The sequence below is a fragment of the Mesorhizobium sp. A623 genome (genome assembly GCF_054489405.1).
Genome location: NZ_JBTMXB010000002.1, coordinates 93080 through 110972 on the forward strand (window position 1 = coordinate 93080; position 17893 = coordinate 110972).

Here is a 17893-nt window from a genome sequence, read left to right on the forward strand (position 1 = left end):
AGGGCGGCGTCTTATCGTCCTGTTTTGGAATCGGAATCCGCGCCTGTCGCCGCCGAGCTCGGGATTGCCTCAGACGGCAGAATTTTGTCGACGCGATGTCGGATTCGACCCTACTCTTACGTCCTTGGACAAGAGAAAGGGTTTTCATGCTTTATGCCATCCTCTGCTATGCCTCCGAAGACGTCGTTACCAGCTGGACCAAGGCCGAGGACGACGCCGTCCTGGCCAGGCTCTCCGTCGTGCAGGAGAAATATGCCAAGGCGGGCAAGCTCGGGCCGGTGGCGCGGCTACTGCCGACCACGGCGGCAACCACGCTGCGCCAGGTCAAGGGCGAGGCCATCGTCATCGACGGCCCCTTTGCCGAAACCAAGGAGCAGTTTCTCGGCTTCTACACGGTTGATTGCGCAGACCTCGAGGAGGCCGTCGGCTTTGCCCGTGAGCTTTCCGCAGTGAATCCGAGCGGCGGCTCCTATGAAATCCGGCCGATCAGCCTGCTCAATCCGGTGAAGGCCACCATCGGATGAGCGATCTCGGCTGGATCAGTTCGGCGATCTCTTCTGCCCGGCCGCAGGCCATGGGCGCGCTGCTGCGTTATTTTCGCGATCTCGATACGGCCGAGGAAGCCTTCCAGGATGCATGCCTGCGGGCGTTGAAGAACTGGCCGCAGAACGGACCGCCGCGCGATCCCGCCGCATGGCTCATTTTCGTCGGCCGCAACAGCGGCATCGACGCCATGCGTAAACGCTCGAAGCAAGCGCCGATGCCGGCGGAAGACCTTGTTTCGGACCTGGAGGATGCCGAAAGCGACATGGCGGAGCGGCTGGACGGGGCGCACTACCGCGACGATATCCTGCGTCTGCTGTTCATCTGCTGCCATCCCGACCTGCCGCCGGCGCAGCAGATCGCGGTCGCGCTGCGCATCGTCTCCGGCCTTTCCGTCAAGCAGATCGCTCGCGCCTTTCTGGTCGGGGAAAGCGCCATGGAACAGCGCATCACCCGCGCCAAGGCGCGTATCGCCGAGGCTGGCGTGGCGTTCGAGACGCCGGGACCGGTGGAGCGTTCCGAGCGGCTGGCGGCGGTTGCGGCCATGGTCTATCTCGTCTTCAACGAGGGCTATTCTACCAAGAGCGGTGAAGCATCGCTGCGCGCGCCGCTATGCGACGAGGCGATCCGGCTGGGCCGCCTGCTGCTGCGCCTGTTCAAGACTGAACCAGAAATCATGGGCCTGACGGCATTGATGCTGCTTCAGCACGCGCGCCTTGCCGCCCGTTTCGATGCCGGCGGCGAGATCGTGCTGCTGGAAGACCAGGATCGCAGCCTGTGGAATGCCCGGATGATCGGCGAGGGGCTGGCGCTGGTCGACAAGGCGCTGCGGCATGCCAGGCCCGGCCCTTATCAGGTGCAGGCGGCGATTGCCGCCCTTCATGCGCGGGCGGCAAAGGCCGAGGACACTGACTGGCAGGAGATCGACTTACTCTACGGCCTGCTGGAACAGATGCAGCCGTCGCCGGTGGTGACGCTCAACCGCGCCGTCGCCGTTTCCAAGGTGCGCGGGGCGGAAGCCGCACTTGCCATGATCGAGCCGCTCGAACAGCGTCTGTCCGGTTATTTCCATTTCTTCGGCCTCAAGGGCGGCTTGCTGATGCAGCTTGGCCGGGACGAGGAAGCGCGTGTCGCCTTCGACCGGGCCATCGCGCTGGCCAATACGGCGGCCGAAGCCGCCCATATCCGCATGCATATCGACCGGTTGATGAAGGATAGCGCTGGAAAGCGTGCTGTTGTGAAAACGGCGGTTTGAGGCGTCATGCGGTCGAGTTTTGCTGCGCCTTCTGGTCCAACGTTCCGCCGGCCGCTTGGCGGTGCGCCGGGGTAGCGGAACCGGCCTGAAACGGGTAATGCCTTCGCCATGATGGCCTCGCGCCCACGGTTGCGCAGGCGAATGGTTTTGAAGGGAACGAAAATGACGATTGCCAAGGAAACGGCTGCCCTGTTGGCGAAGCTGGGTGTTGCCGGTGGCGTGCTTGAGGGCGGCGACCTTTTGGTGCACAGCCCGGTGACGGGCGAACAGATCGCGGCGCTGAAGACGATTTCGCCGGCTGATGCCGGCAAGGCCATCGAGGCGGCGCACGAGGCGTTCAAGGCGTGGCGGCTGGTGCCGGGGCCGAAGCGCGGCGAACTGGTCCGCCTGCTCGGCGAAGAATTGCGCGCCCACAAGACCGAACTTGGTCGGCTGGTGTCCATCGAGGTCGGCAAGATTCCGTCCGAGGGCCTGGGCGAAGTGCAGGAAATGATCGACATCTGCGATTTCGCCGTCGGTCTTTCGCGGCAGTTGTACGGCCTGACCATCGCCACCGAGCGCCCCGGCCACCGCATGATGGAAACCTGGCATCCGCTGGGCGTCGTCGGCGTCATCTCGGCCTTCAATTTCCCCGTGGCGGTGTGGTCGTGGAACACGGCGCTGGCGCTGGTGTGCGGCGACGCCGTGGTGTGGAAGCCCTCGGAAAAGACGCCGCTGACGGCGCTTGCCTGCGAGGCGATCTTCAAGCGCGCCGTCGCGCGTTTCGGCAAGGATGCGCCGGCTGGCCTGGTGTCGGTGCTGATCGGCGACCGCGCCGTCGGCGAGGTCCTGGTCGATCATCCCAAGGTGTCGCTGGTGTCGGCCACCGGCTCGACCCGCATGGGCCGCGATGTCGGCCCGCGCCTGGCCAAGCGCTTTGCCCGCGCCATCCTGGAGCTGGGCGGCAACAATGCCGGCGTCGTCTGCCCGTCGGCCGATCTCGACATGGCGCTGCGTGCGATTGCCTTCGGCGCGATGGGCACCGCCGGCCAGCGCTGCACCACGCTTCGCCGCCTGTTCGTGCATGACAGCGTCTATGACCAGCTCGTGCCGCGGCTGAAGAAAGCCTATCTGAGCGTGTCGGTGGGCAATCCGCTGGAGACTTCCTCGCTGGTCGGTCCCTTGATCGACAAGCAGGCCTTTGACGGCATGCAGAAAGCCATCAAGGAAGCCGAAGCCCATGGCGGCAAGGTGACGGGCGGCAACCGCGCCGAAAACGGCCATGCCGATGCGTATTATGTGCATCCGGCGCTGGTCGAAATGCCGAAGCAGGCCGGTCCGGTCACCGAGGAAACCTTCGCGCCGATCCTCTATGTGATGAAATATTCCGATTTCGACGACGCCCTCGATCAGCACAATGCGGTCGGCGCAGGCCTGTCGTCGTCGATCTTCACGCGCGATCTGCAGGAAGCGGAACTGTTCCTGTCGGCCGGCGGTTCGGACTGCGGCATCGCCAACGTCAATATCGGTACGTCGGGCGCTGAAATCGGCGGCGCGTTCGGCGGCGAGAAGGAAACCGGCGGAGGCCGTGAATCGGGCTCCGACGCGTGGAAAGCCTATATGCGCCGCGCCACCAACACGGTGAACTACTCCAAGGAACTGCCGCTGGCGCAGGGCGTCTCGTTCGATATCGAGTGAACGGGATTTTCTGAATAAGTCGGACAAAAGGGCGCGGTGTCGAAACCGCGCCCTTGCTTTTTACGGCCCGGTGCTCTTGTCTTTGCCAGGTCGAATAGTGTGGAGGGGACGATCATGTCGGGTGTCTATGAGGTTCTAGACCCGCGTTTTGCGCGCCTGTTCAACGGCACCGCGCAGGTGGAGCGTTTGTTCACCGGCTGCCGCTGGACGGAGGGGCCGGCCTGGTTCGCCGCCGGCCGCTATGTCATATGGTCGGACATCCCGAACAACCGCATGCTGCGCTATGACGAAGCGGACGGCCATGTCAGCGTCTTTCGTCAGCCTGCCAACAATTCCAACGGCAATACGGTCGACCGGCAGGGGCGGTTGGTCACCTGCGAACATTCCGGCCGTCGCGTGTCGCGAACCGAGTTTGACGGGTCGATCACGACGATTGCCGATCGCTGGCAGGGCAAGCGCCTGAATTCGCCCAACGATGTCGTCGTGAAATCGGACGGCTCGATCTGGTTCACCGATCCGGCCTACGGCATCGAAAGCGATTATGAGGGCGACAAGGCCGACAGCGAAATCGGTGCCTGCAACGTTTACCGGGTCGATCCGGGTATAGGCACGGTGGAAGCCGTCATCACCGACATGGTGCGGCCGAACGGCCTTGCGTTCTCGCTGGACGAAAGCCTGCTTTATGTCTGCGATACCGGTCGCACGCACGGCCCGGAAAACCCGGCGCATATAAGGGCTTTCGACATCGGCGCAGGCAACAAGGTTTCTGGCGGCAGGGTCTTTGCCGATTGCACGGTTGGCCTGTTCGACGGCTTTCGCCTCGACGATGCGGGCCGTATCTGGACCAGTGCCGGCGACGGGGTCCATTGCTACGACCCGGACGGCACGCTGCTCGGCAAGGTGCTGGTGCCGGAGATCGTCGCCAACTGCGTGTTCGGAGGGGCCAAGCGCAATGTGCTCTATATGTGCGGAACAACCTCGCTCTATGCGGTGCGGCTGATGGTCAACGGCGCGAAGACGTTTTAACTCACCAACAGATCAGTTGGCGCGAATTTGGTTACGTCGATCAGGCCGACATCGGAAATACGCAGTTCGGGAATGACCACCAGCGCCAGTAGCGAATGCTGCATATAGGCGTTGTTCAGCCGGCAGCCGCAGGCTTGCATGGCTGCGATCAGCGCATTGGCTTCTTCGGCGACGATCTCGGCGCGCTGGTCCGACATCAGGCCGGCGATGGGTAGTTTCACCAGCGCCAGTTCGCGCCCCTCGCTGAATAGCACCACGCCGCCGCCGACTTCGCCCAGCCGGTTCGCGGCCAGCGCCATGTCGTTCTTGTCTGTGCCGACCACGATCATGTGGTGGCTGTCATGCGCGACCGTGCTGGCCATCGCGCACGGCTTGTCATAGCCGAAGCCAGAGACGAAGGCGTTGACGACCTTGCCGGTTGCCCGGTGCCGTTCGACCAGTGCGATCTGGCAGACATCGGCCTGCCGGTCCATTCCGACGAGGCCGCTTTCCACCGGCAGTGAGCGCTGCAGGGCGCGCGTCGGCGCCTGGTTTTCGATTACGCCGATGACGCGCGCGGTCACCGCGTTGGCGCCTTCGGGTGCTGCAATATCGAAGTCGGCTCCAGCCAGTCTCTTGCCGAGGTGCACGGTGTTCTTGGCTGTCGGCGGATAGTCGTAATGGGGGATGGAACCGGTAAGCCTGCCGTTTTCGGCAAGCACCTGCCCCCGGCCGATGACGGTTTCGACGGGCAGCGCGACAAGATCGGAAGTCAGGATGAGGTCGGCGCGGCGGCCGGGCGTGATCGAGCCAAGCTCGCGTTCCAGCCCGAAATGCTGAGCGGTGTTGAGCGTCGCCATCTGGATTGCGGTAATAGGCTTCAATCCCTGCGCGATCGCATGGCGGACGACGCGGTTCATATGGCCTTCGCCCACCAGCGTGCCGGAATGGCTGTCGTCGGTACACAGGATGAAATTGCGGGAATCGAGGCCGTTCTCGGTGATCGCCTTGACCTGTGCTGCAACGTCATACCAGGCCGATCCGAGGCGAAGCATGGCGCGCATGCCCTGGCGCACGCGGGCGGTGGCATCCTCGACGCTGGTTCCCTCGTGGTCGTCCGCCGGTCCCGCTGCCGCATAGGCATGGAAGGGGCGGCCGAGGTCTTTGGAGGCATAGTGGCCGCCGACCGTCTTGCCGGCCGCCTGCGTATGGCCGATTTCGGCCAGCATGTTGCGGTCGCCTGCCGCGACGCCCGGAAAATTCATCATCTCGCCAAGTCCGATGATGTTCGGCCATGTCATGGCCTCCTTCACATCCTCGGGGCCAAGTGCCGCGCCGCTGTTTTCCAGGCCCGGCGCGCTCGGCGCGCAGCTGGGCATCTGGACGTAGATGTTGATCGGCAGGCCGGCTGCTTCGTCGTGCATCAGCTTGACGCCGTCCATGCCGAGCACGTTGGCGATCTCGTGCGGATCGATGAACATCGAGGTGGTGCCGTGCGGGATGACGGCGCGGGCAAATTCGGTGACGGTGACCATACCGCTTTCGACGTGCATATGCGCGTCGCACAGGCCCGGCACCGCATAGCGGCCCTTGCCGTCGATGATTTTGGTGTCGGGGCCGATGGCATGGCCGGCATCCGCGCCGACAAAGGCGAAACGCCCCGCCGCAATGGCTATATCGGTGCCTGCAATGATCTCGCCGGAGTGCACGTTTACCCAGCGCACATCGCGGATGACCATGTCGGCGGGCGTTCTGCCCATGGCGACGTCGACCAGACGTGGCGCGCTTTCAGCCCAGCTTTTAATCACGATGTTTCCTTTTGATTGCCGGCGCGGGGAGGGGGCCCTTGGCGCGGCCTGACTATTTATAGCGCAAAGCCGTGACAAGTCCGGGTCACGGCAGGAATTGCTATCCGGCTCCGAATGCTCCCGGCGTCGGCGTGGTGACGATGACGGCTTCTCCGGCTTGCAGAACGGTCTGGTCGCAGGCTTTCAACGTTTCAAGCGAGCCATCCGCGCGCCGGATTTGCGTGGAGCCGACCTCGCCGTCGCCACCACCGCACAGCCCCTGCGGCGGGCGGTTGCGGTGCGAGGACACGATCGCGCACTCCATCTTTTCGAGAAAGCGGATGGTGCGGCTGGTGCCGTCGCCGGCATCCCATTTGCCCTTGCCGCCGGTTCCCTCGCGGATGTGAAAGTCCTCCAGCAGCACCGGGAAGCGGAGTTCCAGCACTTCCGGATCGGTCAGGCGCGAATTGGTCATGTGCGTGTGAACGCCGGAGGTGCCGGCAAAACCGCGGCCGTCGTTCATTCGGCCGGCTGGCGAGCCGGAACAGATCGTCTCGTAATACTGATAGGTCTGGTTGCCGAAGGTGAGGTTGTTCATCGTTCCCTGCGCATTGGCCATGGCCCCCATCGCGCCGAACAGCGCATTGGTGACATGCTGCGACGTCTCGACATTGCCGGCGACGACGGCGGCCGGATAGGCGGGTTTCAGCATGCAGCCGTCGGGGATGACGATGTTGATGGGCCGAAGGCAGCCGGCATTCATCGGGATATTGTCCTCGACCATGACGCGGAAGGCATAAAGCACGGCTGCGCGGGTAACGGGTTCCGGCGCGTTGAAATTGTTCTTCATCACCGGCGAGGTGCCGGTGAAATCGACCATCGCCTCGCGCTTTTGCCGGTCGACGGTGATCCTTACCTTTATGACCTGGCCGGTGTCGGTCGGATATTCGTATTCGCAGGCATCGGGCAGACGTTCCAGCACCCGCCTGACGCTTTCGGCGGCATTGTCCTGCACATGGCCCATATAGGCCTCGACCATTTCGAGCCCGAAATGCGCGACCATCTTGCGCAATTCGGCGACGCCCTTCTCGTTGGCGGCGATTTGCGCCTTGATGTCGGCGACATTCTGGATCGCGTTACGGACAGGATAGGGGTGATCGGTGAGCAGCGTGTTCAGTTCCGCCTCACGGAAACGGCCGCGCTCGACCAGCCGGAAATTGTCGAACAGCACGCCTTCCTCGTCGACGGTGGTTGCCAACGGCGTCATCGAACCGGGGGCGGTGCCGCCAATATCGGCGTGGTGGCCGCGCGATGCGGTCCAGAAGAGAATTGTACCTTGCGCGTCGTCGAACACCGGCGTCACCACGGTGATGTCGGGCAGGTGGGTGCCGCCATTATAGGGCGCATTCAGCGCAAACACGTCGCCCGGATGAATGTCGCCGGCATTGAGCCGGATGATGGTTTCGACCGATCGGTCCATCGAGCCCAGATGCACCGGCATATGCGGCGCGTTGGCGACAAGAGCGCCGTTGCGGTCGAATACCGCGCAGGAAAAATCCAGCCGTTCCTTGATGTTGACCGAATAAGCGGTGTTCTGAAGCGTCACCCCCATCTGTTCGGCAATCGACATGAAGAGGTTGTTGAACACTTCCAGCATGACCGGATCGGCACCGGCCTTGCCGGAAAGACCGGTGCCAAGCGCCTCGCGCCGCTGCTTCTTTTCCACGCGATGCAGCAGGACATGGTCGCGACGGGTGATTTCGGCCTGCCAGCCGGCTTCGACGACGATGGTCTGGTTCGGCTCGATGATCAGGGCGGGACCGGCGATACGGTCGGAGGGACGCAAATCTTCGCGGCGGTAGACGCCGGCCTCCCGCCATCCGCCGTCGCCATAGACCTGCCGTGTCTCCGAGGAGGGTGCGGTGCGCGCGGGACCGGGTGAGGCAACGGCCTCGTCGTGGCGTTTGTCCGCGCTGCTGCTGCCTTCCACCGCCACGGTTTCGACAATGAGTGACTTGTCGTCATAGGCGAAACCGAATTGCGCCTTGTGGGCCGATTCGAAGCGTTTTTTGGCCTCTTCAAGGGAGCCGTGGCGAAAGTCCACCGGCAGCGTCGTGTCGGTACCGTCATAGCGAATGTGCAGGACGGGCTTGATGTCGATGGCAGCCTCTTCGATGCCCTGTTCGGTTAATTCATCGACAACGACGATGCGCAACGTGTCGATCATGGCTTCGATGTCGGGCAAGGAAGGATCGGCCAAGGGGACCAGCAAAGCTTGCTGGCGCGAGGCGAAGAGCGAGGCAAGGCCGATGCCGTAAGCCGAAAGCAGGCCGGAGAAGGGATGGATGAGCACGGTCTCCATGCCCAGGGCATCCGCCACCGGGCAGGCGTGCTGGCCGCCTGCGCCGCCAAAACAGTTCAGCAGATAGTCGGTTACGTCATAGCCGCGCTGGATGGAGATCTTCTTGATGGCGTTGGCCATGTTCTCCACGGCAATGGTGACGAACCCTTCGGCTACCGCTTCGGGCGTCCGCCCGTCGCCGATTTCCGCGGCAAGGGCAGCAAATCTTTCCCGCACGACGGTGCCGTCGAGCGCCTCGTTCTGGCCGGGGCCGAAGATCGTGGGGAAAAAATCCGGCTGCAGCTTGCCGAGCATGACGTTCGCGTCGGTGACGGCAAGTGGGCCGCCGCGCCGATAGCAGGCCGGGCCGGGATTGGCGCCGGCCGAATCCGGGCCGACGCGGAAGCGGCCGGCTTCATAGTGCAGGATCGAGCCGCCGCCGGCCGCCACTGTATGAATGCGCATCATCGGCGCGCGGATGCGCACGCCGGCCACCTCCGTGTCGAAGGCGCGCTCATAGGCGCCGCCATAGTGGGTGACATCGGTGGAGGTGCCACCCATGTCGAAGCCGATCACCTTTTCGAAGCCTGCAAGCCTTGCCGTCTCGACCATGCCGACCACGCCGCCGGCAGGACCGGACAGCAGCGCATCCTTGCCTTGAAATTTTTCCGCGGCGGTCAGCCCGCCGGAAGACATCATGAATTTTAAACTTGGGCTCGCGGCCGTGCGCTCGCTTTGCTCGCTGGCCTCCGCCGGGGCGGCCGATGACGGCCGACGCGCGGTCGCGCTTGCGGGCTCTGCCCGACCCTTGTCTATTCCCAATTCCGTGGCCACCCGCTGCACGTAGCGCGACAGGATCGGCGACAGATAGGCATCGACGACGGTGGTGTCGCCGCGCCCTACCAGCTTGATGAGAGGCGAGACCTCGTGGCTCACGGATACCTGCAAAAAGCCGAGCTTGCGGCAAACCCTGGCGAGCGCCTGTTCATGGTCCGGATGTTTCCAGGCATGCATGAAGGCGATGGCGACGGCGTCTATCCCGTCGGCCTTGGCCTGCTCGATGGCCGGAAGAACCGAAGCGATGTCGAGCAGCCTTTCGATGCAGCCATCGGCGCGCACGCGCTCATCCACCTCGACGACGCGCTCATAAAGCTGTTCGGGCAGGATGATTTCCTTGGCGAAGATATCCGGCCTGGCCTGGTAGGCGATCTTCAGCGCATCGCGAAAACCCCTGGTGATCAGCAGCAGGACACGGTCGCCCTTGCGCTCCAAAAGCGCATTGGTGGCGACGGTGGTGCCCATCTTGATCTCGCCGATCGTGCCTGCCGGTATGGCTTTGTCGCCGTCCAGGCCGAGCAGGCCGCGAATGCCGGCGATCGCGGCGTCGGCATAGGCTTCCGGATTCTCCGAGAGCAGCTTGCGCGGGTGCAATTTACCCTGCGGATCGCAGCCGATGACGTCGGTGAAGGTACCGCCGCGATCGATCCAGAAATCCCACTTCTCGCCCATCGCTTGTCCCTTGTGGCCTCGCCGCCGCAGCATGGTTGCGACACATCAAAACAAACGCAATTCGTCAACCGGCAATGACCGGCCGGCTGATTTTTCAGGCCGGTTTCAGGAGACGAGGTTGAAAGCCGTTTGGCCGAACGTGCGAGCGTCAGCCTTTCGGCGCATCGTCAGGCTTTATCAGGCGGGCATAGATTTCGCCGACGATGCCGCGGCGGAACACGAGCACGCAGATCATGAAGATCGCGCCGGTGGCGATGGTGACCGGAAAGCCGGAGGTCGCCAGCGTATTCTGCAGGCCGACGACGAGGCCCGCGCCGACGATCGGCCCGACCATGGTGCCGATGCCGCCAAGCAGCGTCATCAGGATGACCTCGCCCGACATCTGCCAGGTGACGTCGGTGAGCGTCGCGAACTGGAAGACGATGGCTTTCATGGCACCCGCAAGCCCGGCCAGCGCTGCCGACATGACGAAGGCGGCAAGCTTGTAGTTGGCAACCGAATAGCCGAGCGAAATGGCGCGATTTTCGTTTTCTCGGATCGAGCGCAGGATCATGCCGAAGGGCGAGTTGACGATACGCCAGATGGCAAAGACGCCGATCAGGAAGACGGCCAGCACCACATAATAGATGTTGAGGGGTTCATGCAGGTCGATGACGCCGAAGAAATGGCCGCGCGGCACGCCCTGGATGCCGTCCTCGCCTTCGGTAAACGGGGCTTGTACGCAGAAGAAGAAGAACATCTGCGCCAGCGCCAGCGTGATCATGGCAAAGTAGATGCCCTGCCGGCGGATGGCGAAGAAGCCCATGATCAGGCCAAGCACGGCTGCGCCCGCGACGCCGAGCAGGATGCCGGCTTCCGGCGGCCAGCCCCAGACCTTGACGGAATGGGCGCAGAAATAGGCCGCGCCGCCGAAGAAGGCGGCATGGCCGAAAGAGAGCAGGCCGGTATAGCCGAGCAGAAGATTGAAGGCGCAGGCAAACAGGGCGAAGCACAGCATCTTCATCAGGAAGATCGGGTAGACGAAGAAGGGTGCGGCCAGAAGGGCGATTATGCCAAGCGCGACCAGCGTCCATTCAAGACGTGCGGAGGTTTTGGCGCGGGCCTCCTGAAGCGTCACCTCTGCCATCTCAGGCGTCCTTTCCAAACAGGCCGGCGGGGCGGACCAGAAGAACGATCGCCATGATGACGAAGATGACGAGGTTGGAGGCTTCCGGGTAGAAAACCTTGGTCAGGCCTTCGGCGAGGCCCAGCATATAGCCGGTGACGATGGCGCCGAGGATCGAGCCCATGCCGCCGACCACGACGACGGCGAAGACGACGATGATGAGATCCGACCCCATCAGCGGGCTGACCTGATAGACGGGGGCTGCCAGAATGCCGGCAAGCCCGGCCAACGCCGACCCCAGGCCATAGGTGAGCGTGAGGAGCAGCGGGACGTTGACGCCGAATGCCTGCACGAGACGCGGGTTTTCGGTTGCGGCGCGCAGATAGGAGCCGAGCCTTGTCTTCTCGATCAGCGCCCAGGTGCCGAAGCACACGATCAGCGAAGCGATCACCACCCAGCCGCGATAGATGGGCAGGAACATGAAGCCGAGATTGGTGCCGCCCGATAGCAGCGCCGGAACCGAATAAGGGTTGCCCGACACGCCGTAATAATAACGGAAAATGCCTTCGAGAACCAAGGCGAGGCCGAAAGTGAACAAAAGCCCGTAGAGCGGATCGACGCCGTAGAGCCTCGATATCGCCAGCCGCTCGATCACCATGCCGAACAGGCCGACGAGGACCGGCACCAGGATCAAAGCGGGCCAGTAACCGATGCCCAGATAGTTAAGCAACAGATAGCCGACGAAAGCGCCCAGCATATATTGCGCGCCATGGGCGAAGTTGATGATCTGCAGCATGCCGAAGATGATCGCTAGCCCGAGGCTCAGCATCGCGTAGAACGAGCCGTTGATGAGGCCGACCAGCAACTGGCCGAGCAGCGCCTGAATAGGAATGCCGAAGATCATCGTCATGGCCGGGTTGCCGCGGTTAGATTGAGCGCTGGCTGCGTTGCCTTGCGACCATGTTTTGGCAGGCGCTGATGTCTTTGGCGACGCGCCATGGATTCCCGACCGCTCGTTCCTCGCTCACGAGGCCGGGAAAGACGGGTTTGCTTGCATCCGTCTGCAAACCGGTGAAGCAGGCCACCAGTACGGGCAGCAAAGAACTCCGTCATTCCCGGCCTCGTGAGCGAGTGCGTAGCGCGAGCGGTCGGGAATCCATGCCGCGCCCTTTCGCAAGCCAACGGCGATCTGGACCAGTGGGAGTTCAAGTCACGGTTCCTCACCATCACACCCCCAGCACTTCGTGAAGTTCGCCCATGTGCGACGACAGTTCGCCGACCGGGAAGCCGCCCACCACCTTACCATGTTCCATCAGGTAGAAGCGGTCGGCGACGCGGCTGGCGAAGCGGAAATTCTGTTCGACGAGCAGGATGGTCATGCCGCGCGCCTTGAGTTCCACCAGTAATTCGCCGATGCGCTGCACGATGACGGGCGCCAGCCCTTCGGTCGGCTCGTCCAGCAAAAGCATGGTGACGCCAGTGCGCAGCATGCGCGCGATCGCCAGCATCTGCTGTTCGCCGCCCGACAGCTTGGTGCCCTGGCTGTTGCGGCGCGCTTTCAAATTGGGGAAGAGGTCGAAGATTTCCTCGACGCTCATGCCGCCCTTGGCGACGACCGGCGGCAGGACGAGGTTTTCGTCCACGCTCAGCGTGGCGAAGATGCCGCGTTCTTCCGGTACGAAGCCGATGCCGGCATAGGCGGTGCGGTGCAGTGGCAGATGCATGAGATCGTGGCCGTCGAAGGCGATTTCGCCGGTGCGCTTGCGGATCAGGCCGACGATGGAACGCAAGGTGGTCGTCTTGCCGACCCCGTTGCGGCCGAGCAGCGTCACCGTCTCGCCGCGAAAGACCTCCAGGTCGACGCCGTGCAGCGCATGGCTCTCGCCATACCAGGCGTTGAGGCCTCGTACTGCCAGCAGGGGCGAATTTTGCGCCATCAGGCGTACTCCGTGCCCATATAGGCGACCTTGACCCGTTCGTCGTTGCTGACGGTAGCGTAGTCGCCGGCGGCCAGTATCTCTCCGTGCTGCAACACGGTTATCCAGTCGCAGAGGTCCGAAACGACCGTCAGATTGTGTTCGACCATCAGCACGGCGCGATCCCTGGCGACCGACCGGATGATGTCGGAAACAGTGCCGACGTCTTCGTGGCCCATGCCGGCCATCGGCTCGTCCAGCAGCAGCACCTTGGGGTCCAGCGCCAGCGTGGTGGCGATTTCCAGCACGCGCTTGCGCCCGTAGGACAGGTCGCCGGCCAGCCGGTTTCGGGCGTCGTCGAGGCCGACGGAACCAAGCAGTTCCATGGCGCGCGGCGTCAGCCGGTCTAGCGTGTCGGCCGAGCGCCAGAATTGGGTGCTTAGTCCGCCCGGCCGCTGCAGGGCGACGCGCACATTGTCGAGCACGGAGAGGTGCGGGAAAACCGCCGAAATCTGGAAGGACCGCACCAGGCCCATGCGCGCGACCTTTGCGGGCGAGGTGCGGGTGATGTCGCGGCCGAGCAGTTCGATCCTGCCGCTGGTCGGCGCCAGGAACTTGGTCAGCAGGTTGAAGACGGTGGTCTTGCCGGCGCCATTAGGCCCGATCAGCGCATGGATCTTGCCGTGATGGACGTCGAGATCGACATTGTTGACGGCGGTGAAGCCTGCGAAATCGCGCCGCAAGCCGCGGGCGGAAAGCACCACCTGCGGCTTGTCGTCAGAGCTTGTCGGTGCCGTGGCCACGCCGGCGGCACCCGTCACTTAAGGTCGCAACCGCTTTCGGAAGCGGACATGAACGCCTTGTCGCCGGGAATGGTGGCGAGATAGGTGTAGTAATCCCAGTCCTTCTTGCTCTCCTCGGGCTTCTTGACCTGATAGAGATACATGTCGTGCACCATCGAGCCGTCGGACTGCACCTTGCCGTTCTGGGTGAAGGCGTCGTTGACCGGCATTTCATGGAGTTCCTTGGCGACAGCCTCGGTCTCGTCGGTGCCGGCCTTGTCGATCGCCTTGAGATATTGCATCACGGCCGAATAGGTGCCGGCCTGGATCATGTTGGGCATGCGCTTGGTGCGCTTGAAGAAGCGCTCTGCGAATTCGCGGCTCTTGTCGTCGCGATCCCAGTAGAAACCTTCCGTCAGCACGACGCCCTGCGCTGCCTCAAGACCGAGGCCATGCACTTCCGCCAGCGTGAACAGCAGCGCTGCCAGCCGCTGGCCACCCTGCACGATGCCGAATTCCGAGGCCTGCTTGATCGAATTGGAGGTGTCCAGGCCGGCATTGGCAAGGCCGATGACCTTGGCGCCCGAGGACTGCGCCTGCAGCAGGAAGGAGGAGTAGTCCGTGGTGCCGAGCGGATAGCGCACGGAGCCCAGCACCTTGCCGCCCTTGTCCTTGACGTAGGTGGAGGTCTGTTCTTCCAGCGAATAGCCGAACGCATAGTCGACGGTGAGGAAATACCAGCTGTCGCCGCCGGCCTCCACCAGCGCACCGCCCGTTCCGACAGCCTGCGAATGCGTATCGTAGGCCCAGTGGAACCCGTAGGGCGAACAGGCCTTGCCGGTCAGGTCGGTCGTCGCGGCACCCGTGACGATGTCGATCTTCTTCTTGTCCTTGGAGACGCCCTGCACGGCAAGCGCGACGGAAGAGGTGGTCAGTTCCATGATGGAGTCGACCTGTTCGGTATCGTACCATTGGCGGGCGATGTTGGAGGCGATGTCGGGCTTGTTCTGGTGATCGGCATCGACGATCTCGATCGGCGCGCCCTGAACCTTTCCGCCAAAATCCTCGACCGCCATCTTGGCCGCCTCGACCGACCACTTGCCGCCGAAGTCGGCATAGACGCCGGACTGGTCGTTGAGGATACCGATCTTGACCTTGCCGTCAGAAATATCGGCGGCCATGGCGGGAATTGCGGTCGTTGCCAGAAGTGCTGCGGAAATCAGGTACGATAATCTCACTGGTAGTCCTCCCTTGTTGCAGCTTGTCCAGTACTCGGAGGCTGCTTGTTATGATTCATAAATGATCCAAGGTTCATGCCTTCGTCAAGGAAAGATGTCCGGCTGCGGCGGATACCTTGTTTTCGGCCGGTCCACGCGGCGGTCGTCGAGAACATCCCTGGTTGTACCAGATGGGCGCCGGAGTCTGACAGATACGGCTTTTTTCCATTGCCCGATTGCGGCAGGCGCCCTTGTCGGAGAAGAATAGGACGATGGGCAGGAAAACGGACGGCCAGACTGGTATCGACGCCATCGATTATGGCGAATGGGACTATATCGTCGTGGGGGCCGGCTCGGCCGGCTGCGTTCTCGCCAACCGCCTGAGCGCTGATCCCCGCAACCGCGTTCTTCTGCTCGAAGCCGGTGGGCGGGATAATTATCACTGGATCCATATTCCGGTGGGCTACCTCTACTGCATGGGCAATCCGCGCACCGACTGGTGCTACAGCACGGAAAAGGAGAAAGGCCTCAATGACCGCTCTCTTTCCTACCCACGCGGCAAGGTGCTGGGCGGCTGCTCTTCCATCAACGGCATGATCTATATGCGCGGGCAGGCGCGCGACTACGACCAGTGGCGCCAACTCGGCAATCCCGGCTGGGGGTGGGCGGACGTGCTGCCGCTGTTTCGGCGCTCGGAAGATCACTACCAGCTCGACGATGAAAATCACGGGCAGGGCGGGCCGCTACGCGTCGAACGGCAGCGGCTGAACTGGCCGATCCTCGATGCGGTGCGGGAGGCGGCGGGCGAACTCGGCGTTCCGGCAACCGAGGATTTCAACACCGGCAACAATGAGGGCGCGGGCTATTTCGACGTCAACCAGCGCCATGGCGTGCGCTTCAGCGCGGCGCGCGCCTTCCTGCGGCCGGTGCGGTCGCGCCAAAATCTTCGCGTCGTCACCCATGCGCTGGCCGAACGCATCCTTTTTGACGGACGCCGTGCTACCGGGATTCTGTTTCGTGACGCCGATGGGCGCATGGCCACAGCTATGGCTTCGCGCGAGCTTGTGCTTTCGGCCGGTGCGGTCAACTCGCCGCAATTGCTCCAGCTTTCCGGAATTGGTCCATCAGCGCTCCTGAAGGAAAACGGGGTCGAGGTTCTCCACGATCTGGCGGGTGTCGGCGAAAACCTTCAGGACCATCTCCAGATACGCACGGCGTTCCGCATACAGGGCGCGGCGACGCTCAACGAACGGCAGGCGACCTTGTGGGGCAAGGCGGGCATCGCGCTGGAATATGCGCTCAGGCGCTCCGGCCCGATGGCGATGGCGCCAAGCCAGTTCGGCATTTTCATGCGCTCCGATCCCCGGTTCGATACGCCCAATATCGAGTTCCACGTACAGCCGCTGTCACTGGAGAAGTTCGGCGATCCGCTGCACCGCTTCCCGGCGATCACCGTTTCGGTTTGCAACCTTCGGCCGGAATCGCGCGGTCACGTGCGTATCCGCTCCGCCGATCCGCACCAGCCGCCGATGATTGCGCCGAACTATCTGGCGACCGACGGCGACCGCGAGATCGCCGCGCAGTCGATCACCCAAGCAAGGCGGCTGATGGCAACCGAACGCTTGCGCATGTATCGCCCCGAGGAATTCAAGCCCGGCACGCATATCAGCAGCCCGGACGATCTGGCGCGGGCGGCCGGCGATATCGCGACCACCATCTTTCACCCGGTCGGGACGGCCAGAATGGGGGACGATGCCCGATCCGTCGTGGATGCGGAACTCAAGGTGCATGGCATCGAGCGGCTTCGCGTCGTCGACGCTTCGATCATGCCGACCATCGTTTCGGGCAATACGCATGCTCCAACGGTGATGATCGCCGAAAAGGCGTCCGACATGATCCTGAACCAAGGCTGACGGTCCGCCGGACCATCTTCATGATTTCACGCCCTGGACCTGCGCCGATGGGGCGTATCCGGTTGCGCACCGGCATCGTCGTAGTTGATGTATGCGTGCAGGGTGTAGCCGATGTGCTCGGCCATGAGGATGCGGGCGCTCTCGCTATCCCTGTCCAGGGCCGCCTCCATCAAAGCGGTATGGTGCTCGATCGCCATCGCTTCGCGCAAGGCGGCGATGGCCTTTTCATAGCCGTCCTGGAAGCCTTCGGCCGCCTTCAATATGGGGGCCAGACCGAGAAAGCGGTGGTGGCGGCGCAACTGGTCGGAAATGGTCGCCTGGAACCGCAAGAGCCAGTTCGAGCTGGCGGCGCTTAGCAAGGCGCCATGGAAGGAGGCATGCTTTTCGTCCCATTCGTCGACCGCTGCCTCGGATGGGTCGTCCGGGGCGACCTTGCAGCGCGAGAGGCGGTAGTGGCTCGTCACCACCGCGGACTCCCATTCTGCCCCCCCATTGGCAATGGACTCCAGCAGCAGCGGCAGTTCGACCACCATGCGCGCGCGCGCCAAATCTTCCAGTTCGGGCCGCGAGACGGGCGCGACGGCAAAGCCGCGGTTGCTGATCGCGGTGACCAGCTTCTCCGCCTCGAGCCGGGACAGCGCCTCGCGCAGCGGTGTCCAGCCGACGCCATAGGCATCGCGCAAAGCGCCGAGTTTCAACGGCGCGCCGGGTTTCAGCCGCGTCGTCAAAATGTCGTGGCGCAGGAGCCGGTAGGCCGCTTCCGTCTTGCTTGATGAGACTTGGTTGTTCATGGCGCCTGCGATAGGATGAGCGAGGTGGCGTCACCTCTGTGTGAAACAGCAG

The 17893-nt window shown here is 63.3% G+C and carries 13 protein-coding genes; 5 read left to right on the forward strand and 8 right to left on the reverse strand.

The features are described 5' to 3' along the window. Positions 1-146: 146 nt before the first annotated feature. The 4 genes from ACX3P1_RS02725 to ACX3P1_RS02740 all read left to right on the forward strand — a co-directional run bounded on the left by ACX3P1_RS02725 (position 147) and on the right by ACX3P1_RS02740 (position 4501). On the forward strand, positions 147-524 hold the full coding sequence (locus tag ACX3P1_RS02725; protein WP_459078006.1) for a YciI family protein: 378 nt from the start codon (positions 147-149) through the stop codon (positions 522-524). Then, positions 521-1798, forward strand: coding sequence for an RNA polymerase sigma factor (locus tag ACX3P1_RS02730; protein WP_459078007.1), 1278 nt, complete (start codon positions 521-523; stop codon positions 1796-1798). The genes ACX3P1_RS02725 and ACX3P1_RS02730 overlap by 4 nt, the downstream gene beginning before the upstream one ends. Positions 1799-1960: 162 nt before the next feature. Continuing rightward, complete coding sequence (gene amaB / locus ACX3P1_RS02735; protein ID WP_459078008.1) at positions 1961-3475, forward strand: L-piperidine-6-carboxylate dehydrogenase; 1515 nt, start codon at positions 1961-1963, stop codon at positions 3473-3475. 114 nt (positions 3476-3589) lie between these two features. Beyond that, entirely contained in the window at positions 3590-4501 is a 912-nt protein-coding gene (locus ACX3P1_RS02740; RefSeq protein WP_459078009.1) for an SMP-30/gluconolactonase/LRE family protein, read from the forward strand. On the opposite strand, the gene ade is transcribed toward ACX3P1_RS02740, so the two are convergent. From ade to ACX3P1_RS02775, 7 genes are all read right to left on the reverse strand, one after another. Then, positions 4498-6240, reverse strand: coding sequence for an adenine deaminase (ade, locus tag ACX3P1_RS02745; RefSeq protein ID WP_459078240.1), 1743 nt, complete (start codon positions 6238-6240; stop codon positions 4498-4500). The genes ACX3P1_RS02740 and ade overlap by 4 nt on opposite strands. 148 nt (positions 6241-6388) lie before the next feature. Then, a complete protein-coding gene (locus ACX3P1_RS02750; RefSeq protein WP_459078010.1) occupies positions 6389-10117 on the reverse strand; it encodes a hydantoinase B/oxoprolinase family protein in 3729 nt (1242 codons plus the stop codon). A gap of 148 nt (positions 10118-10265) precedes the next feature. Next, entirely contained in the window at positions 10266-11243 is a 978-nt protein-coding gene (locus tag ACX3P1_RS02755; RefSeq protein WP_459078011.1) for a branched-chain amino acid ABC transporter permease, read from the reverse strand. A 1-nt stretch (position 11244) separates the two neighbouring features. After that, positions 11245-12132, reverse strand: coding sequence for a branched-chain amino acid ABC transporter permease (locus ACX3P1_RS02760; RefSeq protein ID WP_459078012.1), 888 nt, complete (start codon positions 12130-12132; stop codon positions 11245-11247). 316 nt (positions 12133-12448) lie between these two features. Further along, positions 12449-13159: an ABC transporter ATP-binding protein gene (locus ACX3P1_RS02765; RefSeq protein ID WP_459078013.1), complete on the reverse strand. Its 711-nt coding sequence runs from the start codon at positions 13157-13159 to the stop codon at positions 12449-12451. Then, on the reverse strand, positions 13159-13959 hold the full coding sequence (locus ACX3P1_RS02770; RefSeq protein ID WP_459078014.1) for an ABC transporter ATP-binding protein: 801 nt from the start codon (positions 13957-13959) through the stop codon (positions 13159-13161). The genes ACX3P1_RS02765 and ACX3P1_RS02770 overlap by 1 nt, the downstream gene beginning before the upstream one ends. Next, positions 13956-15101 carry an ABC transporter substrate-binding protein gene (locus ACX3P1_RS02775; protein WP_459078242.1) on the reverse strand — a complete coding sequence of 382 codons (1146 nt, stop codon included), beginning with the start codon at positions 15099-15101 and terminating at the stop codon, positions 13956-13958. Before ACX3P1_RS02775 ends, ACX3P1_RS02770 begins: the two co-directional genes overlap by 4 nt. A 308-nt stretch (positions 15102-15409) precedes the next feature. On the opposite strand from ACX3P1_RS02775, the gene ACX3P1_RS02780 reads away from it, so the two are divergent. Then, a complete protein-coding gene (locus ACX3P1_RS02780; protein ID WP_459078015.1) occupies positions 15410-17050 on the forward strand; it encodes a GMC family oxidoreductase in 1641 nt (546 codons plus the stop codon). 26 nt (positions 17051-17076) lie between these two features. Here the strand turns inward: ACX3P1_RS02780 and ACX3P1_RS02785 are convergent, their stop codons facing one another. After that, positions 17077-17841 carry a GntR family transcriptional regulator gene (locus ACX3P1_RS02785; protein ID WP_459078016.1) on the reverse strand — a complete coding sequence of 255 codons (765 nt, stop codon included), beginning with the start codon at positions 17839-17841 and terminating at the stop codon, positions 17077-17079. Positions 17842-17893 lie beyond the last annotated feature (52 nt).